Raw genomic sequence first — 21,512 nt, forward strand, 5'->3', positions numbered from 1 at the left:
GTTGCATTCGGTCGAAAATTGGGCCTCACTGTCGTTAACCCAAAACGATGGTCGAGCCGCTTCAACCGTGACATCCACTCCCCCGCCCGTCATCGAGATCCGCGATCTCCACAAGGCCTATGGCGGCCTCGAGGTGCTCAAGGGAGTCGATCTGTCGGCACCGAAGGGGCATGTCGTCTCGCTGATCGGCTCGTCCGGCTCCGGCAAGTCCACCCTCCTGCGCTGCGCCAATCTTCTCGAGGACAGCCAGTCCGGGGACGTCGTGTTCGAGGGGGAGCCGGTGCGCTGGCGCGGCACTGGCGGTCATCGCCGCCCCGCCGATGCCGCGCAGGTCCGCCGCATCCGCACGAACCTCTCGATGGTGTTCCAGCAATTTAACCTGTGGGCGCACCTCACCATCCTGCAGAACGTCACCGAGGCGCCCGTCGTGGTGCTGAAGGAGGACCGCGCGGAGGCCGAGGCGCGGGGGCGGGAGCTTCTCGCCAAGGTCGGAATCGGCGACAAGGCGAACATGTACCCCGCCCAGCTCTCCGGCGGCCAGCAGCAGCGCGCCGCGATCGCGCGGGCCCTTGCCATGCGGCCCCGCGCCCTTCTCTTCGACGAGCCGACCTCGGCGCTCGATCCGGAGCTGGAGCAGGAAGTCGTCCGCGTGATCAAGGCGCTGGCCGAGGAGGGCCGTACCATGGTCCTCGTCACGCACGACATGAACATGGCCCGGGACGTCTCCGATCACGTCGTGTTCCTCCACAAGGGCAAGGTGGAGGAAGAAGGCCCACCGGACATGCTGTTCGGCGGGCCGCGAACCGAACGCCTGCGCGGCTTTCTGTCCGCCGGGCAAGCTGCCTGAAACCAAAGACCCAAGACCAACAGGGAAACAAAGCAATGAAAACGCTTCTCCTCGCCGCCGCTGCGGCAACCCTCGCGACCTCCGCCATGGCCCAGGACGTCGTCCGCATGGGCACCGAGGGCGCCTACCCTCCGTACAACTTCATCAACGATGACGGCGAGATCGACGGCTTCGAGCGGGAGGTCGGTGACGAGCTCTGCACCCGGGCCGAACTGACCTGCGAATGGGTCAGCAACGACTGGGATTCGATCATCCCCAACCTCACCTCCGGCAACTACGACACGATCATCGCCGGGATGAGCATCACCGCCGAGCGCGACGAGGTGATCGACTTCACCGATCCCTACTTCCCGCCCGCCGCCTCCGCCTACGCCTCGACCATGGACATGGACCCGATGTCCGCGGATGCCGTTGTCGCGGCACAGACCAACACGATCCAGGCCGCCCATGTCGCCGAGAGCGGCGCGACGCTGCTCGAATTCGCCACCCCCGACGAAGCCGTCGCCGCCGTGCGCAACGGCGAGGCGGACGCGATCTTCGCGGACAAGGACTTCTTGGTCCCGATCGTCGACGAGGACAGCGACATGTCCTTCGTTGGTGAGGATGTCGCCCTCGGCGATGGCATCGGCATCGGACTGCGCGAAAGCGACGACGAGCTCGAGGCCACGTTCAACGAGGCCATCGCCTCGATGAAGGAGGACGGCACGCTGAACACCATGATCACCGAGTGGTTCGGCGAAGACGCCATCACCTTCGAGTAAGCCGGGGCCGACGCGCTCCAGATCCGGGTGGGCCGCCTGAGGCGGCCCGCCCCTCCCCGCTTCCGGGCCTTTTCCTGATGTTCGAGTATTGCTCAGATCCGTCGGCACTGGACGGCGCGAGGTGGCTGTCCTGCTACCTCACGAACGGCGTGCATCTGCGCTTCTACAGCTCGTTCGGCACCGTCCTGCTCTTGCTCGCGATCACGGCACCGCTGGCGCTCGCCTTCGGCTTTCTGGGCGCGGCGGCGAGCCGGTCGAGCGTCGCGCCGCTGCGGTGGGCGGGCAAGACCTACACCGCGATGGTGCGCGGCGTGCCCGACATCGTGTTCTTCCTGTTCTTCGTGATCGCGCTCGACCAGGCCTTCGAATGGATGCGTCACCAGGCGCTCTGCCCCGGCTGGGATGCCCCGATCCGGCAGGGCGCGGAGTTCAACGTCTGTCCCGAGGCCAAGCTGCCCCGCTCCTCGGCGCCGCAGGCCTGGCACGAGGCCTACAACTTCTCCCTCGCCATCGTCACCTTCGCCATCGTGTTCGGCGCGTTCGCCGCCAACGTGCTCTACGGCGCCATGCGGGCCGTGCCCCGCGCGCAGATGGAGACGGCCGCGGCCTACGGCATGACGGAGCGGCAGGCCTTCCGCCGGATCCTCGTGCCCCAGATGTGGGTCTATGCCCTGCCCGGCCTGTCGAACCTCTGGATGATCCTGATCAAGGCGACGCCGCTTCTGTTCCTGCTCGGCGTGGAGGACATCGTCTACTGGGCGCGGGAGATCGGCGGCTCCAAGACCTCCGCCTTCTCCTACCCGCATCCCGACTGGCGGATCTGGTACTTCTCGGGTCTGCTCGTCTTCTACCTGATCTTCACCAAGATCTCCGAGATTGTGCTGGCGCAGCTCACGGCCCGCCTCTCCGCCGGTCAGGCGACCGCCGAGGGGGAGCGCCTGCGCCGCGCCGCACCCGCGGGGCCGGCCGCATGATGTGCGCGGAAGAACTCGGCGCCTACGGACTGCGCTCGCTCGGGATCGGCGAGCGGCTCCTGCCGCGGTCTGACATCACGCTGTGCGATCAGGTCGTCCTGATCGGGTCGGGCATGATCTGGAACGTCTATTTCGGGGTGCTGGCGCTCGCCGCGGGCTTCTTCCTCGCCACGCTCCTCGCGCTCGGCAAGGCCGCCACCTCCGCCTGGATCCGCAAGCCGGCGGACTGGTTCGTGTTCCTCTTCCGCGGCTCGCCCCTCTTCATACAGTTCTTCCTCGCCTACGAGGCCTTCGTGCGGCTGCCGGACAGTATCGGCGTCGGCCTCTTCGGGGCGGAGGGCGCCGATCTCGGCTGGCTGACGCGGGCCTATGCCGGAGCGCTCGTCGTGCTCTTCTTCAACACCTCCGCCTATGCGGGAGAGATATTCTACGGCGCTTTGCGGTCCGTCCCGAAAGGCGATCTCGAGGCCGCGGACGCGTACGGCCTGACCGGGTTCACCCGCTTTCGCCGCATCGTCTGGCCGACCATGCTGCGTCTCGCCTGGCCGGCCTATACCAACGAGGCGATCTTTCTCTTCCACGCAACGACGCTGGTCTTCTTCTCGGGCTTTCCGGCATGGCGCCAGCAGGGCGATGCGCTCTATTACGCCAGCTACTTCGCCGACAAGACGTTCAACCCCTTCATTCCTTATCCCATAGTGGCTCTCTACTTCATCGTGCTCACACTCATCGTCATCTCGCTGTTCTCCGCCGCCGGCCGGCGGCTGAACCGGCATCTCCCCTCCTCCGAACGGCCCCGCAGACCGCGCGCCATAGGGCAGCTCATCCGATGAGCTGGCTGGAGGAGAACCCCCATATCCGCACGATCCGCGTCGCGGCGGCGGACCTCAACGGCATCGCCCGCGGCAAGCGTGTTCCGACCCGCTTCGCGCAGAAGGTGGAGACGGACGGAACGCGCTTCCCCCTCTCCGTGCTCAACCTCGATATCTGGGGCGAGGACATCGACGATTCCCCCCTCGTCTTCGAAAGCGGCGATCCCGATGGGGTGCTGCGCCCGACGGAGCGGGGCTTTGTGCCGATGCCGTGGCTCGGCTCCCCCACCGCGCTCCTGCCGCTCTGGATGTACCGCGAGAGCGGCGTGCCCTTCGACGGCGATCCGCGCCATGCCCTCGCCCGCGTTCAGGCCCGCGCGAAGGACAAGGGCCTGACGCCGGTGGTGGCGACGGAGATGGAGTTCTACCTCGTCGACGACAGCGGCAAGGACATTCGCGTGCCGCCCTCCCCCCGCTCGGGCAAGCGCCGTCCGGGGGCGGAGGTGCTCTCGCTCCGCGCGCTCGACGCGTGGGATATCTTCTTCACCGATCTCTACGACGCCTGCGAGGCGATGGACATTCCCGCCGACACGGCGATTTCGGAGGCGGGCCTCGGGCAGTTCGAGCTGAACCTCGTCCACCAGCCGGACGCGCTCAAGGCTGCGGACGATGCCTGGCTTTTCAAGCTGCTGGTAAAGGGGCTGGCCCGCAAGCACGGCTTCGCCGCCTCCTTCATGGCAAAGCCCTACCCCGACTATGCCGGCAACGGAATGCACATGCATTTCTCGATGCTGGACAAGGACGGGCGCAACATCTTCGACGATGGCGGCGCCCGCGGCACCGACAAGCTGAGACACGCCATCGCCGGCTGTCTCGAGGCGGTGCCCGGCTCCTCCATCCTCTTCGCCCCGCACGGCAATTCCTACGACCGCCTCGTGCCGGACGCGCATGCCCCGACGGGCCTCTGCTGGGCCTACGAGAACCGAACCTCCGCGATCCGGGTGCCCGGCGGCGCGCCGGTGGCGCGGCGGATCGAGCATCGCGTGGCGGGCGGCGATGTGAACCCCTACCTCATGGTCGCCGGCATTCTGGGCGCGGCGCTCAACGGTCTGGAAGACGGCGCCGAGCCGCCCGATCCCATCACCGGCAACGCCTACGATCTGGACCTGCCGCAGATGCCGTCCGACTGGGGCTCCGCCATCGACGCCTTCGAGGCCTCGCCGGAAATCGCGCGGATTTTCCCTGAAGAGCTGATCCGCAACCTCGTTCTGACCAAGCGTCAGGAGCTGCACTACTACCGCGAGTTGTCGGACACCGAGAAGGTGGACCTCTATCTCGACACGGTCTGACGGGGCCCCGGCGGGGGGAGGCATCTGCCCTCCCCCACTTGCCGCGCGAGACCGCCGCAGATACCGTCCGCCCGACCAATATACCAAGGACCAGACATGCTGATCGGCATCCTGCAGACCGGCCATGCAGCGGACGAGGTTCGCGCCGAGCATGGCGACTACGACGACATGTTCGGGCGCCTTCTGGGCGGGCGCGGGCTGACCTTCCGCACGTGGAACGTGGTGGACATGGACTTCCCCGCGAGCACCGACGCCGCCGATGGCTGGCTCATCACCGGCTCGCGCCACGGCGCCTACGAGGATCACCCGTGGATCGGGCCGCTCGAGGACTCGATCCGCGCCATCGTCGCGGCGGGCAAGCCCCTCGTCGGCATCTGCTTCGGCCACCAGATCATCGCCCAGGCCCTTGGCGGCCGGGTCGAGAAATCCCCGAAGGGCTGGGGCGTCGGCCGGCAATTCTACAGCTACGGCAATGAGGAGGTGTCCCTCAACGCCTGGCACCAGGATCAGGTCGTGCAAAAGCCGGAGATGGCGACGACGGTGGCGAGGAACGCGTTCTGCGAGCATGCCGCGCTCGTCTATGGCCGGCAGGTCTTCACCGTTCAGGCGCATCCGGAGTTCTCGAATGCCGTCATGGCCGGCCTGATCGAGCACCGCGGCGAGAGCGTCCCGGCCGATCGGCTGGACCATGCGCGCAGCCAGCTCGAGGCGCCCAACGACAGCGCCCGCATTGCCGGGGACATCGCCGACTTTTTCCTGACGGACCGAACCGTGGAGGCCACCGCATGAGTTCCGCGGACGACTGGCAGGAGGTTCTTCCGGAGGCCGCGCAGGCCTATCTCGAAGGTCGGCGGCTCGACGAGGTGGAATGCATCGTCGCGGACATCGCTGGCGTTGCGCGGGGCAAGGCGATGCCGGCCTCGAAGTTCGCCAAGCAGACCCAGTTCTACCTGCCCAACAGCATCTTCCTGCAGACCATCACCGGCGATTGGGCCGATGTCGAGGAGATGCCCTATACCGAGCCGGACATGGTGCTGACGCCCGATTTCAGCACGGCGACGGCGGCGCCATGGACGGCGGACTACACCATCCAGGTGATCCACGACATCCACGATCAGTCCGGCGCGCCCGTGCCGATCGCCCCGCGCAACGTCCTGCGTCGTATCTGCGATCTCTACGCCGCCGAGGGACTGACCCCCATCGTCGCGCCGGAGATGGAGTTCTACCTCGTCGCCCCCAATATCGACCCCGCGCAGGAGGTCATGCCGCCGATGGGCCGGACCGGCCGGCGCGCGGCGGCGCGGCAGGCCTACTCGATGTCCGCCGTGGACGAGTACGGCCCGGTCATCGACGACATCTACGATTTCGCCGAGGCGCAGGGCTTCGAGATCGACGGCATCCTGCAGGAGGGCGGCGCGGGCCAGGTCGAGCTGAACATGCGCCACGGGGATCCCATCCGCCTCGCGGACGAGATCTTCTTCTTCAAGCGCCTGATCCGGGAGGCGGCGCTGCGGCACAATTGCTACGCCACCTTCATGGCCAAGCCGATCCAGAACGAACCGGGCAGCGCGATGCACATCCACCACTCGGTGGTGGACAGCAAAACGGGCCAGAACATCTTTTCCACCGAAGGTGGCGGCGAGACGCCGGAATTCCTGCATTTCATCGCCGGCATGCAGCGTCACCTGCCCTCCGTGATCGCGCTCATGGCGCCCTACGTGAACTCCTATCGCCGCTACGTTCCCGACTTCGCCGCGCCGATCAACCTCGCCTGGGGCCGGGACAACCGCACGACCGGCCTGCGCGTGCCGATCTCCGGCCCCGAGGCGCGGCGCGTGGAGAACCGTCTCGCCGGCATGGACTGCAACCCCTATCTCGGCATCGCGGCATCGCTGGCCTGCGGGTATCTCGGCCTGAAGGAGAAGGTGCCGCCCGAGAACGAGTATACCGGCGACGCCTACAGCCGGATGGCAGACATCCCGGGCACGTTCGGCGAGGCGCTCGCAGTCTTCGAGCGCTCCGAAGCCGTTCAGAGGATCCTCGGCCGGGAGTTCTGCCGCGTCTACAAGTCGGTCAAGGCACTGGAATACAAGGAGTTCCTGCAGGTCATCAGCCCGTGGGAACGCGAGCACCTGCTGCTGAACGTATGAGCTGGCTGTTCGCCAACGAGCCGGACGGGGCCTATCCGAAAAGCTGGTATGCCGCGACGGCGGACCTGCCGAAGGCGCGCCCCTCGCTCGAGGGCGAGACGCGGGCCGAGATCTGCGTGATCGGGGGCGGCCTGACCGGGCTTTCGGCAGCCCTTCATCTGGCGGAGGCCGGCCGGGACGTCGTGCTTCTCGAGGCAGCCGGGCCGGGCTTCGGCGCCTCTGGCCGCTCCGGCGGACAGATCGGCAGCGGCTACAACAAGGACCAGCTCTGGCTTGCAAAGTCCCTTGGAGAGGGTGCGGCGCACCGGCTCTGGGACCTCGCCGAGGACGCGAAGACGCTCGTCCGGTCCCTCATCGAACGCCATGCGCCGGAGGCCGAGTATCGCCCCGGCATCATCCATGCCTGCCGCACCGAGGCCGAGGCCGAGGAGGAGCGGACGTATGGCGCGCTCCTCGCCCGCGACTACGGCTACGACAGGATCACCCCGCTGGACCGCGCCGGGATCGCCGCCATCACAGGCAGCCCCGTTCATGCCGGCGGCTCGCTCGACGAGGGCGCCGGCTTCTGCCATCCCCTGCGCCTCACCCTCGGCGTCGCCCGCGCGGCCATCGCCGCGGGCGTGCGGATCCATTGCCGGAGCGCCGCGACGCGCATCGCCGAGGGCCGCGTGGAAACGCAGAACGGTGCGGTGACGGCGGAGCGGATCGTTCTGGCCTGCAACGGCTACCAGTCCGGCCTCTCGCCTGCGCTCGCGAACCGTGTGCTGCCCATCAACAACTTCATCGCCGTGACCGAGCCGCTCGGCGACCGCGCCCCCATGACCAGACCCGTTGCCGTGGCGGACAGCCGCTTCGTGGTCAATTACTGGTGGCAGTCCGGGGACGGCCGGCTCGTCTATGGCGGGGGAGAGAATTACGGGCGGCGCTTCCCGAAGGATATCGCATCCCGCGTCCGCGCGAACCTCGCCCGGACCTATCCGGACCTCAAGGACGTCCGCTTCGATCATGCCTGGGGCGGGACGCTCGCCGTGACCGCCACGCGCCTGCCATTCGTGCGCAGGCTGGAGGCCGGCCTCTATACGGCAGGTGGCTATTCCGGCCACGGGATGGCGCTTGCTCCGCTTTCGGGGCGCGCCATCGCGCAGGATATCCTGGGGGACCCCGCCGCGCTCGACACGCTGAGCGCCCTGCCCGTCCCGCGGCTCCCCGGCGGGCGACATCTCGGCCCGGCGATCACGGGGCTTGGGCTGCTCGCCTTCGCCCTCCGCGACCGCACGGGCCTCTGAGGCTCAGAGGTAATCGGCTCGCTGGAGCCCGTACTTCGCCATCTTCTCGTTCAGCGTCCGCCGCGGCAGGCAGAGTTCGTCCATCACGGCGGAAATCGAGCCTCGATGGCGACGCATGGTGTTGTCGATCAGCATCCGCTCGAACGCCTCGACATACTCCTTCAGCGGCTTGCCCTCGGTGGTCATCACCGGCTGCTGGCTCTCGTCATCGCTCATGAGGAGCGAGGCGATTGTGCCCGTCCCGCGCCGGTTCTGCAGAACCGCGCGCTCGGCCACGTTGATGAGCTGGCGAACATTGCCGGGCCAGGGGGCCTGAAGAAGCTGCGCGGCCTCCTGCGCGGAGACTGCCGGGGCATCGCAGCCATACTCGTCCGCAAATTGCTCCGACAGACGCGTGAAGAGGAGCAGGATGTCCTCTCCCCGCTGGCGCAGCGGCGGCAGGGTGATCTTCATCGCTGCCAGGCGATAATAGAGATCCGGCCGCAGCACGTCCTCGCTGGTCTTGCCCTGCTCCTGCAGGTTGGAGACGGCAACAATGCGCGTCTCGGCCGGGCTGCCCTGATCGTTGATGAAGGTCAGAAGACGCGCCTGCAGGACCGGAGGCAGCGCCTCGACATCCTCGAGGCAGAGCGTGCCGCCCCGAGCCTGTTCGACCAGCGGCATCAGACCGGCATCGGGATCGCCGTCGAACAGGCGTCTGGCGAGATCCTCGCCGGTATGCGCGGCGCAGGAGATCAGGATGAAGGGTTTCGACGCCCGGGTCCCGACGGCATGAAGCGCATGCGCTGCCAGCGTCTTTCCGGTCCCGGTTTCGCCATCGATCAGGACATGCCCGTCCGCCTGTCCCAGATCGAGGATATCCTCGCGCAGGCGCTCCATCGCCGGGCTCGCACCGATCAGCTTCTGCATGATCTGCGAGCCGTCGGAGAGGTCCCGGCGCAGCACGCGCGCATCGAGGGCAAGGCGGCGACGCTGGGTCGCGCGCTTGGCCAGCTCGTTCATCTTGTCGGGGCTGAACGGCTTCTCGAGGAAGTCGAACGCCCCCACCCGCATCGCTTCGACCGCCATCGGCACGTCGCCGTGGCCGGTAATCATAATGACGGGCAGCGCGCTGTCTTGGCTCATGAGGCGCTTGAGAAACGCCATTCCGTCCATGCCGGGCATGCGGATGTCGGACACGACGATGCCCGGAAAATCGGACCCGATCTGCTTCAGCGCCTCGTCGGCGGTCGAGTATGTCTCGGTGTCGTAGCCGCTGAGAGCGAGCCACTGGGAAATCGACTGACGCATATCCTGTTCGTCGTCGACAATCGCGATCTTCATCGCCTTGGCCATTGGGGTCTCCCGTGCCGTTTCACTCTGGCGTCCCTCATTCGGCGGCCCTCATGGGCTGGTCCCGGCGCAAGGGTAGCTGCAATTCGAACACGGCGCCGCCTTGCTTGGCGTTCCGTGCGGTCAGGCGGCCTCCGAAATCCTTCACGATGCCGGAGGATATCGCGAGGCCGAGCCCGGTGCCATCTCCGGGTTGCTTGGTCGTGTAGAAAGGCTCGAACAGGTGGTCGAGATCGGCGATACCGGTCCCGTTGTCCCTCACCGTGAGCGTGGCGGTCTCTCCTTCGAACAACATGAGTTCGATCAACGGCTCATCACGGTCCTTGGTTGCATCGATGGCGTTACGGAAGAGGTTGATGAGGACCTGTTCCAGCCGCAACCGGTCGCATTCCACGAAGACGGGGTGATCTGGCAGCGAGCGCAGGACCTTGACCCGGCGGGCCTTCAGCTGCGGCTCCATCATGGTCAGGGCGGAGGAAATCGCTTCACGGATATCGAGTTGCTCGAAGGCGATCCCGCCCTTGCGCGCGTAGGACTTGAGCTGCCTCGTGATCGACCCCATCCGCTCGATCAGGTCGTCGATCCGCTGGAAGGAGGAGAGCGCCTCGGACGGGCGCTTGCGCTGCAACAGGAGGCGCGCACCGGCGAGATAGGTCTTCATCGCCGCGAGCGGCTGGTTCAGCTCGTGGGACACCGCGGCGGACATCTCCCCGAGCGCGGCGAGCTTGGAGGATTGCTCCAGCGTCTGCTCCGCGACCTCGAGGTTCTTCTCCGCCTTCTCCCGCTCAGCGATCTCTTGCTGGAGGCGGAAGTTGAGAAGCCGGAGCTCGGCGCTCTCCCGCTCCGCCTGAAGCGTCCGGGAGGTTGCGCGCCGGCTCATCAGGTAGAAGGCCGCAGCAAGGACGAGCGCGAAGCCCATGATTTCCAATGCCAAAACGCCGTTCACCCGCTCGCGCACCGAGGAATAGGTGGTGAAGGATGTGATGCGCCAGCCGCGGAACGGGATGCGCGCGTCGGAGCGCAGGACGCCCTCACCGAGGAGGTAAGCGTCGGGCGGCAGGAAGGACCAGTCGGAGGTGGCGCTCAGCGCACGATCAATGGCGGTCGGGGCCGATTGGGTCGCCAGCGCCTCGTCGATGGTACGTCCCCTCCAGCGCGGCTCCGTGGCGAGGATGATGTCCCCCGAGGAATCGGTCACGAGGACCGCGTCCGAGATGCCGGCCCAGCTCTGCTCGAACTTCCGAAGATCGACCCCGACGACGATGACCCCGACGACCGTTCGGTCCGACATGACCTTCCGGCTGTAGGTGAACGATTTCGTCCCGGCATCGGTCTCGACGACGGTGAAGACCGTATCGGTGGAGCGTTGGGCATCGACGAAGTAGGGGTCCGTCCGGTGCTGGGCACCGAGCTGGCTGCGATCCGTCGCGGCGACGGTGCGGCCATCGGAATCCAGAAGCTGGAGGGAGGCGGCTCCGATCTCTTCACGGAAGGAGATGAGCCGCTGGGAGGACTGGCTGAAATCGTCGCTGTTCAGCGCGTTGATCAGGGCCGGATCCTGCGCGAGGAGCAGCGGCACGACGGAGTTGCGCTGCAGCTCGCTGATGACGTTTCCGGTGTAGAGCGCAAGGCGGAGCTCGGCGCGGTTGCGCGTGGTCTCCGTGAAGCGCTGCATGAGAAGGAGATTGGTGACGTAGAGCGTCGCCACGGCCACGACGAGGATCGTGGCGACGACGGCGCGCAGGCGCCATGTGCCCGCCCGCTCACGCTGGCGTCGTCGTGGGATCTCGTCCTTCATGCAGGAGTCCTAGAACCAAACGCGCCGCCTTGGAAGACCGCGGGCCCGCGGGCTCTGTCAAATGCGAGGACGGCGCGGGCACAATGCCGCGAGAACGCTCCGCGGCCCGGCGATCACGCCGATGCGAAGGCGGAGGCGATCCCGTCGAAGATGGCGGCGCCGGCGGAGGAGCCGGTGGCTGCCTCGGACGCGCGTTCGGGGTGCGGCATCATGCCGAGGACGCGGCGGTTCTGCGACAGGATGCCGGCGATATCCCCGGCCGAGCCGTTCAGCGGATCGCCGTAGCGGAAGGCGACGCGCGCCTCGCTGTCCAGATCGCGGATCAGCTCGGGGCTGGCCTGGTAATTGCCGTCGTGGTGAGCCACCGGAATATCGAGCGTGGCCCCCTCGCCCAGCAGGGTCGTGAAGGGCGAAAGCGCCGTCTCGACCCGAAGCGTGACGGTCTTGCAGATGAACTTGAGGTTCGAGTTGCGCATCAGCGCGCCCGGCAAGAGCCCCGTCTCGAGGAGGATCTGGAAGCCGTTGCAGATCCCGAGCACATGCCCGCCGCCTTCGGCGAACCGCACGACCTCTCGGCAGATCGGGGAATTGGCCGCGATGGCGCCGCAGCGCAGGTAGTCGCCGAAGGAAAACCCGCCCGGCAGACCCACGAGGTCGATCCCGGCGGGGAGGGCCGTGTCCTTGTGCCAGACGCGAACAACCTCGAAGCCGGACCGCTCCAGCGCCAGCGCAAGGTCGCGGTCACAGTTCGATCCGGGGAAGGTGACGACCGCGGCGCGCATCAGGCGATCTCGACCCGGTAGCTCTCGATCACCGTATTCGCCAGCAGCTTGTCGCACATCCGGGTCACACGCTCCTCGGCGGCCTCCGGGGATTCGCCGGCGGCGAGGTCGATCTCGATGACCTTGCCCTGCCGGACGCCCTCGACGCCGTCGAAGCCGAGCGCCGTGAGCGCATGTCGCACAGCCTCGCCCTGCGGGTCGAGAACGCCGTCTTTAAGCATCACGTGAACGATGGCCTTCATCGAAGCGTCACCCCCGCCGGTTCTGGTCGGTTCAGTTGATCAGCGTCGGCTTGCCAACCGACGCGGTGTTCCTGGGCAGGACGCCGAGCCGCCGGGCGACTTCGGTATAGGCGTCCGCGAGATTGCCGAGATCCCGGCGGAAGACGTCCTTGTCGAGCTTCTGGCCCGTCGCGACATCCCAAAGGCGGCAGGAATCGGGACTGATCTCGTCCGCGACGACAAGGCGCATGAAATCGCCTTCCCAGATCCGGCCCACTTCGATCTTGAAGTCCACCAGCCGGATGCCGACGCCCATCATGATGCCCGACATGAAGTCGTTCACCCGAAGCGCGAGCGCAACAATGTCGTCGAGGTCCTGCTGACTGGCCCAGCCGAAGGCGAGGATGTGTTCCTCGGAGACCATCGGATCGCCGAGACCGTCATCCTTGAAGTAGAATTCCACGATCGGCCGCGGCAGGGGCGAACCTTCCTCGAGGCCGAGGCGCTTGGAGATCGAGCCGGCGGCGACGTTGCGCACCACGACTTCCAGCGGAATGATTTCGACCGACTTGATCAGCTGCTCGCGCATGTTGATGCGGCGCAGGAAATGCGTCGGCACGCCGATATTGTTCAGCCCGGTCATGAAGTACTCGGACAGGCGATTGTTGAGCACGCCCTTTCCGTCCACCACGTCGTGCTTCTCGGCATTGAAGGCGGTGGCGTCGTCCTTGAAATACTGCACGAGCGTGCCCGGTTCGGGGCCTTCGTAAAGGATCTTGGCCTTGCCCTCGTAGATCTTCTTGCGACGCGCCATGGCGAGATCCCCTTGCGGCCCTTTGCCTGTCCCGGTGACGGGACGGCCGCCTTTCAGTTGCGCGATGCCTATAGGACACCGGGCGTCCTGCCGCAAGGCAGCACCGCCGTTGACACCGCCGCGCCCCCGGCTACCCTGCGCCCTTCTCCTGGATTGCCAGCAATGTCCGACGATTACGCCCTGGTGGACTTCGCTCTCACCCAAGCCGAGCCCGCCGCCGTCATTCCCGCCCTCGGACGGTCGTTCGCAACCGTCGCGGCCGCCGCCCTGGCCCGGAGCGCGGATGCAAGCGGCCCCGAGCGGGGCTTCCTCGCTCGACTGAGAGGCCGACGCCGGCGCCCGGCCGAGTTGCCGGCGCTGCGCGTCCAGCCCGCCTCCAGCCTTCCCGACGCCCCCCTGATGCAGCCCGTCGCGACCGATCTCGGCTTCTCCGCGCGCGGCGGCGCGATGCGGGTGACGGCGCCCCTCGGCAGCGCGCGGCTGACCCTGATCGAACTCCACGAAGGCAACGAGGGCATCTCTCCCATCTGCCAGGCGCTCAGCCGGGAGCTTGGCGGCGCGGAGGTCTTCTATTTCCGCAATTCGGGCCCCCGGCATCCTGGCGCCGATTATGCCTTCCATGTCTACGAGGGCGGCCGGGCGACACGCCGTGCCTCCTCCCGCTCGCCGCTCGGCGACGCGCCCGAAGCGCCGTGGGAAGCCATCGACGGCGGGATGCCGCACCCGGTCGAGGTGGACAGCCTCCCCCGTCCCGACCCGCCAGCCTGGCAGGTGATGACGCCGGAGCGGCAGGCCAGCATCCTCGCCGCCCTCGGGCTCGACCCCGCCACGCTCTTCGATCCGCCGGCCCCCGGCGCAGTTCAGGTCGCCCTTGGCACGGATCCCGGCGGAAAGCCCCTGTCGGAGGCGCTGACCCGGTCCGGCCTTCGCGCACCGCCCGGCTTTGCCGGCCCGCCTGCCGCGCCGCCCGACCCCGAGCCGCAGCAGGCCATGGGGCCGACCGATGCGCTGGAGACGGACGCGGAGATCCCCGACCCCGGCAGCTCGGATTGGGAGGAAGAGGTCACGGCGCTCCTGATCGAGGCGGTCGAATCGGGGCTGCCGGAGGAAAGCCAGATCGCCTGGCTGAACGACCTCACGCGCCGTCTCGGCGCCGGCGACATCGACGGTGCGCTGTCGGACGCGCGGACCCTGATGGAAGCCGGAGGGCAGGACGAAAACGAACGCCGCGCCACCGCCGCCCGCCTCTACAGGCTTTTCGGACGCGCGCTGGACTGAGCCGCGTCCCGAGACTACCTCGGGACAAACGGCAAATTGCCACGACCCCAGTCAGGAGCCCGAAATGGCCACTTTCGACGACCGCGAGAACGCTTTCGAGAACAAGTTCGCCCACGACGCCGAGATGCAGTTCCGCGCAGAGGCGCGGCGCAACAAGCTTCTGGGCCTCTGGGCCGCCGATCTGATGGGCAAGACCGGCGAGGACGCCGACGCCTATGCCCGGGAGGTGGTGAAATCGGATCTCGAGGAAGCCGGCGAGGAGGACGTCTTCCGCAAGGTATCGGGCGACCTTCAGGGCAAGGCGGACGAGACGACCATTCGCGGCAAGATGCGCGAGTTGCTCGCCGAGGCGAAGGCGCAGCTCGTAAGCGAGAGCTGATCTTAACCAAGTCGACGGATGGCGGCCGGGCAATCGTCCGGCGTTAGCCGTCCATACACCTTTGGCGGTCTATCCCCGTTCGGCAGAGCGGACGGGGGTGGACGGACATGAACGATCCGGCGCAGCGCGGTGGCGCAGTGATCGAAGGCCTGCGGCAAGCGGGTCAGGCCGGCCTCGTCAGGCACGCGTTGCCGTTTGTAGCTGCCCTGCTCTGCGCCGCGCTTCTGGCAGGCCGCGTGCGGGAGATGGACTGGTCTGAGGTCGCCGCATCCCTTGCGGCTACGCCCCCGGAACGCTGGATCATCGCTGCACTCTTCACCGCGTTCAGTTTCTGGGCCGTCGGCCGCTATGACGCCGTCCTTCATGGCCTGCTCGGGACCGGGGTCGACCGGCGCCGGGCCTCGGCCGCCGGTATGATCGCCATCGCGGGCAGCCAGAGCATCGGGTTCGGCCTGATCAGCGGCACCCTCCTGCGCTGGAGGCTGCTGCCCGAGATCTCGATATGGCAAGCCGCGCGCCTCACTGCCCTCGTCGGGATATCCTTTCTCGCCGGCTGGGCCGTCGTCGCCTCGGCCTTGCTGACCCTCCTGCCGCCGACGCCGATGTTTCACGCGGCCGGACTCGCCGGTCTAGGGCTGGGTGCGCTGGCCCTCTGCTACAGCGTCGCGGCCCCCTGGTTTCACCGCCCTGCCCCGCCCGTGATGGCCATCGGAGCACTCCTCCTCTTCGTCGCCCTGGACACGCTCGCCGCAGGGCTTGCACTCCATGTCCTGCTGCCCGCCGGAACCGTCCCCCTCGCCGCGCTCCTGCCGGCCTTCCTCGTTGCCTTCGGCGTCGGCCTCCTCTCCGGCGCACCGGGCGGGATCGGACCATTCGAGGTCCTGCTCCTGGCGCTCCTGCCCGCTGCGCCGGAGGCGACCCTCGTTGCCGGCATCATCGCGTTCCGGGCGGTCTACTATGCCCTCCCTGCGTGCATCGGTCTGGCCGCGCTGCTGGTCATGCGCCCCTCTGCCCCGGCCCCCGCGCCCTGTCGCCGGGCGGCTGCCGAGGCCGCGCTCGCGCGCGCGCCACGCGCCGAGGCTCGCCTGGCAGGCCATGGTGGCGCGAGGTACTCGGCCTTCGAAACCGGCGGCGCGACGCTCTTCCGCACGGCCCATTGCGAGATCGCGCTCTTCGATCCCTGTGGCGAAACATCCCCTGACGAACTGCTGACCGCCCTCACCGCCGAGGCACGGTCCGCCCTGCGCATCCCGGCGATCTACAAGTGCGGCGGGCGCCTTGCTGCCGCCGCGCGCCGCCGCGGCTGGACCATCCTGCCCATCGCCGAGGAAATGACCGTCGATCCTGCCACACACGATCCGGCATCCCCCGGCCTGCGCCAGCTTCGGCGCAAGTTGCGCCGGGCCAGCCGTGCAGGCCTCAGCGTGACACGTGCGGGTCCGGTGCTTCCGGCGGAAGAGATGGCCCTCGTCGCAGCGTCATGGGCCGCCGCGAGAGGCGGCGAACGCGGCTTCTCGGTCGGTCGTTACTGCCCCGACCACATCGCCCGGCAAGCCGTCTTCCTCGCCCGGCTGAACGGCACCCTCGTCGCATTCGCGACCTTTCACGTGACCGAGGCTGAAATGGCCCTGGACCTCATGCGCTTCGAGCCCGATGCGCCGGAGGGATGCATGCACGCGCTTGTCCAGGCCGCCATCGAGGAGGCAGCCTCCCGGGCGCTTCCCCGCCTGTCCCTCGCCGCGCTGCCACCCCGGGAGGACCGACGCCGCCGAAGCGCCGCCTCAAACCTTCTCGCAAGGTCCCTGCGCCGCAGATCCACCGGCCTCGCCCAGTTCAAGACCAGCTTCGCTCCGACCTCCCGCCCTCTCTACATGGCAGCGCCGGGCCCCTTCGCCCTCTCGGTTGCAGGAGCGGAGGTCCTGCGGGAAATTCACCGCCCGCCGAGGCTGCCGATCCGGGCCGCCGATCACGCGCAAGCGTCTCCTGCCCCGCTTCTCTCCAGCATTGCGAAGCCCCGCGCGGCGTGAGAGGGATCGAATGACGCTCCCAGATCCATCCCGAGGCCGCACATGACCGACGCCCTGACCGCCCGCCTGTCCGAGACCGACTGGCTCCTCGCCGACGGCGCCACCGGCACGACGCTGTTCAACATGGGCCTCGAATCCGGCGATGCGCCGGAACTGTGGAACGTCGATCACCCGGACCGGATCGCGGCGCTCTACCAAGGCGCGGTCGATGCCGGCAGCGACATGTTCCTGACGAACAGCTTCGGCGGCAACGCCTCCCGCCTCAAGCTGCACAACTCGGAGGCCCGCGTGCGCGAACTGAACCGCGCTGCCGCCGAGATTGGCCGCGAGGTCGCCGACAAGGCGGGCCGCAAGATCATCGTCGCAGGCTCGATGGGTCCGACCGGCGAGATCATGGAGCCAATGGGATCGCTGACGCACGCCTCCGCCGTCGAGATGTTCCACGAGCAGGCGGAGGGTCTGAAGGAGGGCGGCGCCGACGTTCTCTGGGTCGAGACGATCTCCGCCGAGGGAGAATACCGCGCCGCGGCCGAAGCCGCCGGCCTCGCCGGAATGCCCTGGGTCGGCACGATGTCCTTCGACACCGCCGGCCGCACGATGATGGGCCTGACCGCCACCGACATGGCCCGTCTCGTCGGCACGCTGGACCACAAACCCGTTGCCTTCGGCGCGAATTGCGGCGTCGGCGCCTCGGATCTGATGCGCACGATCCTCGGGTTCGCGGCAGCGGCCCCCGAGATCCCTATCGTCGCGAAGGGCAATGCCGGTATCCCCAAATTCGTTGACGGCCACATCCACTACAACGGCACTCCCGAACTCATGGCCCGCTATGCCTGTCTCGCCCGCGATGCCGGCGCGAAGATCATCGGCGGCTGCTGCGGCACCGCGCCCGAACACCTGTCCGCGATGCGCAAGGCGCTCGAGGAGACGCCGCGCGGTCCCGTCCCTACACTGGACAAGATCGAAGCAGAACTCGGTGGCTTCTCTTCCGCATCCGACGGCACCGGCGAGGAGGCCGAAGCCCCGACCCGGCAGCGCCGCCGCCGCCGCTGAGGTCGGGCCCCTTGCCCACCCGTCCATTTTGGTGACTGCCGCAGCAAAAGGCTGCATCCGGCGCCGAACGCAGAGTCTCCGGTGCCGCCTCTCGGGCGACGGACCTCGCGCGGGCCGCACCGTCGCGGCCCGATGACACTTGCTTTCCCAACGTCAGATGAAACTCTTCCACGCCGATCTCCGTGATTGAGAAGCTCAAGGGGCCTTGCACGGTCCGAGCGGCTCATCCGAGGGGCGGACGACTTGATGACATTGGTGGAAAAAGCGGTCTCGGCCTACGGGGCGCAAGAGGAAACCGCCGCGCGCGCGGCGAAGGCATGCGAGCAGTGCAAGGCTGTGCGAGAAAGCCTCCGCGTCGGAGCCCCCATCACGCAGGAGCATTTGGACAGGGTGGCGGGTCTCGAACGCCAGCTGAGACTTCTCGAACATAACGTGGGGCATGCTCGGTCACTGCTCCGGGACATTGCCCAAAGCGCCCTCGTCGAGGAAGGGTGCGACTGAGATCCGCCCCGGGGCATCCGAAAATTGCCTCGCGCATGACACAAAGTCGCTCGGTGTTCGATATGAGTGGCCGGCGGAACAGCCAGCTCGACAAAAGGCCGACTAAAAAAGGACCTGACAATCGCATGCCATGGTGGGTGAGAATGGCGGCCGCATTCGGTGCGGCCGAAAGCACGACGAAGCAGATGGCGGATGTCAGCACCGCTTATGGCGGGATCCTTGACGGTCTGTCCGCCGGAGACCGGCTCAGCGACGCGCAGATCGCTGATCTCGAAGCAATCCGGCGTCAATTGGCGCTGTCGGAACGCCACTCCCTCGAGACGCAGGAGGCGATCATCCGGCTCGGCGAGAAGGCTCTGGCAGAAGATCGCGCCGTGACCCTGCGCGGCAGCCACGATCTCATCAAGACCGACCTTGGCGCCCCTGTCCTGCAGTCTCGCGAAGACCCCAGTATCACGATCTGTCCGGTCTGCGCTGAACGCGGCTTGCGTGCACCCCTGCAGCCGCACCAGCGCGGATCGCAATGTCCCAGCTGCAAGTTCACCTATCAGGACCCGGCCAACAATGCGCCCGCCGAGCCACACCAGTCTACCATATCCGGACGCTGAGTGGTGCCTTCAGAGGGTTGTTCTATTCCCGTCACAGGCACCCTCGACGGGGCCTTGCTGCGCAAAGAGGCCTCGGGAGTCACATCGTGAATTCAATGTAGTAGCGGGCTGGGATGAGCAGACCGCCGAGACCGACCCGAAAGACGTCCAACTGGCCCGGATATAACTGCGCGCTGAAGCAGCGTGGATCGCTGAGGGTCCGGTTCGATCCCTCGATGAAATGCGACGCGGTTTCGTCCGGACGGCGTGGCCGCCATCAGGACTGTAGTAACGAACGCGATCCAGGCCTGTCTCACCATGAAGGTCCTACTCGGCCTGCCGCTCCGTCAGACGACCGTTCGGCAAGCCTCACCATGGCGAGCCTGCTGAAGCTGTCTCGGTTGGGCAGGTCGGTGCCGGCCTCCAGCATCCTGCCACGCCGCCAGAAAACCGCGAACGTGAACATTCCGTATCGCAGCTCCAAGGGACCGTTGCACCTGCTCGTCGACAACGCGCCATAGTCCGCCATCGGTCCGAAGACGATGGCGAGTGGCATCAAGGTCGCTCGGGACCCGAAGTGAGAAGTAGAAGATGCCCTGCTTCACACATGTGAATGGGGCCAATTTGGTCTTCAGCATGGCCCACACCCCAGCTTTCATTGGCGAAAACTAGAGAGAAATAGCAGGTTACCTTTAGAGATGGTGCCCCCAGAGAGACTCGAACTCCCGACCCTCTGATTACAAATCAGATGCTCTACCAGCTGAGCTATAGGGGCGCCTGAGGTGAGGAATAGCCACGTAGGCGGCTGTCTTGCAAGCAGGTTCAGCGATTGGCGCGGGCGAGGAAGATCACGGCGACGGCGCCGACGGCGCAGATCATGAGGGCGGGCGGCGCGGCGCCGGCAAGGTTCTCGAGAGACGCCGTTTCGTGGGTGCGCGTGGCGAGGGTATCGAAGTTGAACGGGCGCAGAAGGAGCGTGGCCGGCAGTTCCTTGACGCAGTCGACGAAGACGAGGAGCAGCGCCGTACCGATCGAGCCCCGGATAAGCGGCACGTAGACAGTCCTGAGCGTGCCGCCGGCACTCCGCCCGAGGCTGCGCGCGGCCATGGGCAGCGACGGGGAAACCTGCCCCATCGCCGCATCCGCCGCCCCTTGCGCAATGGCGAAGAACCGTACGGCATAGGCATAGATGAGGGCGGCCGCCGTGCCCGTCAGCAACAGCCCCGGATCCACGCCCGTCGCCGCGAAGATCGCGTCAGCCAGCGCGTTGTCGAACGAGGCGAGCGGGATCAGCACACCGACCCCGAGGACCGCCCCCGGCGCGGCATACCCGATCAGCGTCACCGGCAAGAGCAGCCGCGGAAGCCCACGGCCGGCCAGGCGCACGCCGTAGACCATGAGAAGCGCCGCGAGGATCGTGACGATCGACGCGATCCCCCCCACTGTAAGCGTGTTGACGAGGGCCGAAACGAGGGCCGGCTCGCTCCAGTCCGCCTTCGCCCCCATCGCGTGCCAGCCGATGACGGAAACCGGCAGGACGAAACCGAGGGCGACCGGAAAGGCGCAGGCAGCCGAGGCGATCCAGCCCGAAACGCCGGCAAGCCGAACGGGCATCACAGGGCGCGTCTGCCGCGACAGCCGGAACCGCTTGGCCCGCTTGCGTCCGGCCCGCTCGATGAGCGCAAGGCCGAGAACGACGCCAAGGATGACGAGCGAGAGTTGGGCCGCGCCTCCGCGATTGTTCTGCTCCAGCCAGACGGAGAAGATGCCGCGGGTCAACGTCTGGACGGCGAAGAAATCCACGGTACCGAAATCATTGACCGTCTCCATCATGGCGATCGCGACGCCGACGGCGATGGCCGGGCGGGCCAGCGGCAGCCCGACGCGGAAGAAGCGGGAGAGCGGCCCGGCTCCGAGCGCCCGCGCGACATCGAACGCGTCGGACGATTGCTCCCGGAACGCCGCCCGCGCGAGAAGGTAGACATACGGATAGAGCGCGGCCGACAGGACCACGATGGCCCCGCCAAGGGAGCGGATCTGCGGAAAGGCATAGTCCCGCGCGCTTTCCCAGCCGAAGGCCGCCCGCAAGGCGCCCTGCACAGGACCGGCATATTCGAGGAAATCGACCAGCGCGTAGGCGCCGACATAGGCCGGCACGGCGAGTGGCAGGAACAGCGCCCATTGCAGCCAGCGCCGTCCCGGAAAGTCGTGCATCGTCACGAGCCAGGCGGCCCCCGTGCCCGCGGCGGCGCAGATGAGCCCCACCCCGGCCATCAGCCAGAACGTCGTCGAAAGGTAGCGCGGCAGCGTGGTGGCCATCAGGTGCGGCCAGATGTTCTCCGATGGGAACAGCGCGATCGTCACGACGGCGACGAGGGGAAGGAGCACCAGCGCCGCGATCACGACGGCCAGGATGGACCAGACGTCCACGCCGCGGCGCATCGGCCGCGCGTCGGTTTCCGCATGTGCACTTGTCATGGTAACCTCGCTAGGACAAAGCGGTTTACCTGTCCAGCCGGCCGCCTATGATGCGCCGGACCGAACAGGGGCGACGTGGCTCA

The 21,512-nt window shown here is 67.4% G+C and carries 19 protein-coding genes, 1 tRNA gene and 1 pseudogene; 14 read left to right on the forward strand and 7 right to left on the reverse strand.

Going from position 1 to position 21,512, the window contains the following annotated elements; translation table 11 throughout:
- Window positions 1–67: 67 nt before the first annotated feature.
- The 8 genes from DQG15_RS08055 (at window position 68) to DQG15_RS08090 (ending at window position 8,179) form a co-directional block, all read left to right on the forward strand.
- Window positions 68–847 (forward strand): ABC transporter ATP-binding protein, encoded by a 780-nt coding sequence (locus DQG15_RS08055; RefSeq protein ID WP_116084270.1) that lies wholly within the window; start codon window positions 68–70, stop codon window positions 845–847.
- Between the two features lie 35 nt (window positions 848–882).
- The gene (locus DQG15_RS08060) at window positions 883–1,608 is read left to right on the forward strand and encodes a transporter substrate-binding domain-containing protein (protein WP_116084272.1); all 726 of its coding nucleotides are present in this window, start codon (window positions 883–885) and stop codon (window positions 1,606–1,608) included.
- Window positions 1,609–1,685: 77 nt separating this feature from the next.
- The gene (locus DQG15_RS08065; protein WP_116084273.1) at window positions 1,686–2,582 is read left to right on the forward strand and encodes an ABC transporter permease; all 897 of its coding nucleotides are present in this window, start codon (window positions 1,686–1,688) and stop codon (window positions 2,580–2,582) included.
- On the forward strand, window positions 2,579–3,415 hold the full coding sequence (locus DQG15_RS08070; protein ID WP_116084275.1) for an ABC transporter permease: 837 nt from the start codon (window positions 2,579–2,581) through the stop codon (window positions 3,413–3,415). The genes DQG15_RS08065 and DQG15_RS08070 overlap by 4 nt, the downstream gene beginning before the upstream one ends.
- Window positions 3,412–4,743 (forward strand): glutamine synthetase family protein, encoded by a 1,332-nt coding sequence (locus DQG15_RS08075; RefSeq protein ID WP_116084277.1) that lies wholly within the window; start codon window positions 3,412–3,414, stop codon window positions 4,741–4,743. Before DQG15_RS08070 ends, DQG15_RS08075 begins: the two co-directional genes overlap by 4 nt.
- 96 nt (window positions 4,744–4,839) lie before the next feature.
- On the forward strand, window positions 4,840–5,532 hold the full coding sequence (locus DQG15_RS08080; RefSeq protein WP_116084279.1) for a type 1 glutamine amidotransferase: 693 nt from the start codon (window positions 4,840–4,842) through the stop codon (window positions 5,530–5,532).
- Entirely contained in the window at window positions 5,529–6,893 is a 1,365-nt protein-coding gene (locus tag DQG15_RS08085) for a glutamine synthetase family protein (RefSeq protein WP_116084281.1), read from the forward strand. The genes DQG15_RS08080 and DQG15_RS08085 overlap by 4 nt, the downstream gene beginning before the upstream one ends.
- Entirely contained in the window at window positions 6,890–8,179 is a 1,290-nt protein-coding gene (locus DQG15_RS08090) for an FAD-binding oxidoreductase (RefSeq protein WP_116084282.1), read from the forward strand. The genes DQG15_RS08085 and DQG15_RS08090 overlap by 4 nt, the downstream gene beginning before the upstream one ends.
- A 3-nt stretch (window positions 8,180–8,182) precedes the next feature.
- On the opposite strand, the gene DQG15_RS08095 is transcribed toward DQG15_RS08090, so the two are convergent.
- The 5 genes from DQG15_RS08095 to purC all read right to left on the reverse strand — a co-directional run bounded on the left by DQG15_RS08095 (window position 8,183) and on the right by purC (window position 13,126).
- On the reverse strand, window positions 8,183–9,514 hold the full coding sequence (locus DQG15_RS08095; RefSeq protein ID WP_116084284.1) for a sigma-54 dependent transcriptional regulator: 1,332 nt from the start codon (window positions 9,512–9,514) through the stop codon (window positions 8,183–8,185).
- A gap of 34 nt (window positions 9,515–9,548) precedes the next feature.
- Complete coding sequence (locus DQG15_RS08100; protein WP_116084286.1) at window positions 9,549–11,309, reverse strand: ATP-binding protein; 1,761 nt, start codon at window positions 11,307–11,309, stop codon at window positions 9,549–9,551.
- A 113-nt stretch (window positions 11,310–11,422) separates the two neighbouring features.
- Window positions 11,423–12,091, reverse strand: a complete 669-nt coding sequence (purQ, locus tag DQG15_RS08105) for a phosphoribosylformylglycinamidine synthase subunit PurQ (protein WP_116084287.1) — start codon at window positions 12,089–12,091, stop codon at window positions 11,423–11,425.
- Window positions 12,091–12,333 (reverse strand): phosphoribosylformylglycinamidine synthase subunit PurS, encoded by a 243-nt coding sequence (purS, locus tag DQG15_RS08110; RefSeq protein ID WP_116084289.1) that lies wholly within the window; start codon window positions 12,331–12,333, stop codon window positions 12,091–12,093. The genes purQ and purS overlap by 1 nt, the downstream gene beginning before the upstream one ends.
- Before the next feature lie 31 nt (window positions 12,334–12,364).
- Entirely contained in the window at window positions 12,365–13,126 is a 762-nt protein-coding gene (gene purC, locus DQG15_RS08115) for a phosphoribosylaminoimidazolesuccinocarboxamide synthase (protein ID WP_116084290.1), read from the reverse strand.
- A 162-nt stretch (window positions 13,127–13,288) separates the two neighbouring features.
- Here purC and DQG15_RS08120 point away from each other — a divergent pair, with 162 nt between their 5' ends.
- The 6 genes and pseudogenes from DQG15_RS08120 to DQG15_RS18590 form a co-directional block, all read left to right on the forward strand.
- On the forward strand, window positions 13,289–14,404 hold the full coding sequence (locus DQG15_RS08120) for a hypothetical protein (RefSeq protein WP_116084292.1): 1,116 nt from the start codon (window positions 13,289–13,291) through the stop codon (window positions 14,402–14,404).
- Window positions 14,405–14,468: 64 nt separating this feature from the next.
- The gene (locus DQG15_RS08125) at window positions 14,469–14,783 is read left to right on the forward strand and encodes a DUF1476 domain-containing protein (protein WP_116084294.1); all 315 of its coding nucleotides are present in this window, start codon (window positions 14,469–14,471) and stop codon (window positions 14,781–14,783) included.
- Window positions 14,784–14,890: 107 nt separating this feature from the next.
- Window positions 14,891–16,810, forward strand: coding sequence for a phosphatidylglycerol lysyltransferase domain-containing protein (locus DQG15_RS08130; protein ID WP_116084295.1), 1,920 nt, complete (start codon window positions 14,891–14,893; stop codon window positions 16,808–16,810).
- A gap of 42 nt (window positions 16,811–16,852) precedes the next feature.
- Window positions 16,853–17,863, forward strand: a complete 1,011-nt coding sequence (gene bmt, locus DQG15_RS08135) for a betaine--homocysteine S-methyltransferase (RefSeq protein ID WP_116084297.1) — start codon at window positions 16,853–16,855, stop codon at window positions 17,861–17,863.
- 644 nt (window positions 17,864–18,507) lie between these two features.
- Window positions 18,508–18,972 (forward strand): hypothetical protein, encoded by a 465-nt coding sequence (locus tag DQG15_RS08145; protein ID WP_116084300.1) that lies wholly within the window; start codon window positions 18,508–18,510, stop codon window positions 18,970–18,972.
- Window positions 18,973–19,085: 113 nt separating this feature from the next.
- A pseudogene (locus tag DQG15_RS18590) lies at window positions 19,086–19,463 on the forward strand (transposase); the annotation flags it as partial.
- A 187-nt stretch (window positions 19,464–19,650) separates the two neighbouring features.
- Here the strand turns inward: DQG15_RS18590 and DQG15_RS08155 are convergent.
- Together DQG15_RS08155 and DQG15_RS08160 are read right to left on the reverse strand one after the other, a co-directional pair.
- Window positions 19,651–19,726: transfer RNA gene (locus tag DQG15_RS08155), tRNA-Thr, on the reverse strand.
- A gap of 47 nt (window positions 19,727–19,773) precedes the next feature.
- Window positions 19,774–21,429 (reverse strand): iron ABC transporter permease, encoded by a 1,656-nt coding sequence (locus tag DQG15_RS08160; RefSeq protein WP_116084303.1) that lies wholly within the window; start codon window positions 21,427–21,429, stop codon window positions 19,774–19,776.
- Window positions 21,430–21,512 lie beyond the last annotated feature (83 nt).

It is taken from the genome of Tropicimonas sp. IMCC34011, assembly GCF_003390865.1.
Taxonomy (GTDB): Bacteria; Pseudomonadota; Alphaproteobacteria; order Rhodobacterales; family Rhodobacteraceae; genus Tropicimonas_B.

Bases quoted from the DNA above. Each gene is read 5' to 3' on its own strand.
- DQG15_RS08090 (WP_116084282.1), top strand. From the start codon at position 6,890: ATGAGCTGGCTGTTCGCCAACGAGCCGGACGGGGCCTATCCGAAAAGC.
- DQG15_RS08120 (WP_116084292.1), top strand. From the start codon at position 13,289: ATGTCCGACGATTACGCCCTGGTGGACTTCGCTCTCACCCAAGCCGAG.
- DQG15_RS08125 (WP_116084294.1), top strand. From the start codon at position 14,469: ATGGCCACTTTCGACGACCGCGAGAACGCTTTCGAGAACAAGTTCGCC.
- DQG15_RS08145 (WP_116084300.1), top strand. From the start codon at position 18,508: ATGGCGGCCGCATTCGGTGCGGCCGAAAGCACGACGAAGCAGATGGCG.
- purQ (WP_116084287.1), bottom strand. From the start codon at position 12,091: ATGCGCGCCGCGGTCGTCACCTTCCCCGGATCGAACTGTGACCGCGAC.
- bmt (WP_116084297.1), top strand. From the start codon at position 16,853: ATGACCGACGCCCTGACCGCCCGCCTGTCCGAGACCGACTGGCTCCTC.
- DQG15_RS08060 (WP_116084272.1), top strand. From the start codon at position 883: ATGAAAACGCTTCTCCTCGCCGCCGCTGCGGCAACCCTCGCGACCTCC.
- DQG15_RS08065 (WP_116084273.1), top strand. From the start codon at position 1,686: ATGTTCGAGTATTGCTCAGATCCGTCGGCACTGGACGGCGCGAGGTGG.
- purC (WP_116084290.1), bottom strand. From the start codon at position 13,126: ATGGCGCGTCGCAAGAAGATCTACGAGGGCAAGGCCAAGATCCTTTAC.
- DQG15_RS08160 (WP_116084303.1), bottom strand. From the start codon at position 21,429: ATGACAAGTGCACATGCGGAAACCGACGCGCGGCCGATGCGCCGCGGC.
- DQG15_RS08095 (WP_116084284.1), bottom strand. From the start codon at position 9,514: ATGGCCAAGGCGATGAAGATCGCGATTGTCGACGACGAACAGGATATG.
- DQG15_RS08080 (WP_116084279.1), top strand. From the start codon at position 4,840: ATGCTGATCGGCATCCTGCAGACCGGCCATGCAGCGGACGAGGTTCGC.
- DQG15_RS08085 (WP_116084281.1), top strand. From the start codon at position 5,529: ATGAGTTCCGCGGACGACTGGCAGGAGGTTCTTCCGGAGGCCGCGCAG.
- DQG15_RS08075 (WP_116084277.1), top strand. From the start codon at position 3,412: ATGAGCTGGCTGGAGGAGAACCCCCATATCCGCACGATCCGCGTCGCG.
- purS (WP_116084289.1), bottom strand. From the start codon at position 12,333: ATGAAGGCCATCGTTCACGTGATGCTTAAAGACGGCGTTCTCGACCCG.
- DQG15_RS08100 (WP_116084286.1), bottom strand. From the start codon at position 11,309: ATGAAGGACGAGATCCCACGACGACGCCAGCGTGAGCGGGCGGGCACA.
- DQG15_RS08130 (WP_116084295.1), top strand. From the start codon at position 14,891: ATGAACGATCCGGCGCAGCGCGGTGGCGCAGTGATCGAAGGCCTGCGG.
- DQG15_RS08070 (WP_116084275.1), top strand. From the start codon at position 2,579: ATGATGTGCGCGGAAGAACTCGGCGCCTACGGACTGCGCTCGCTCGGG.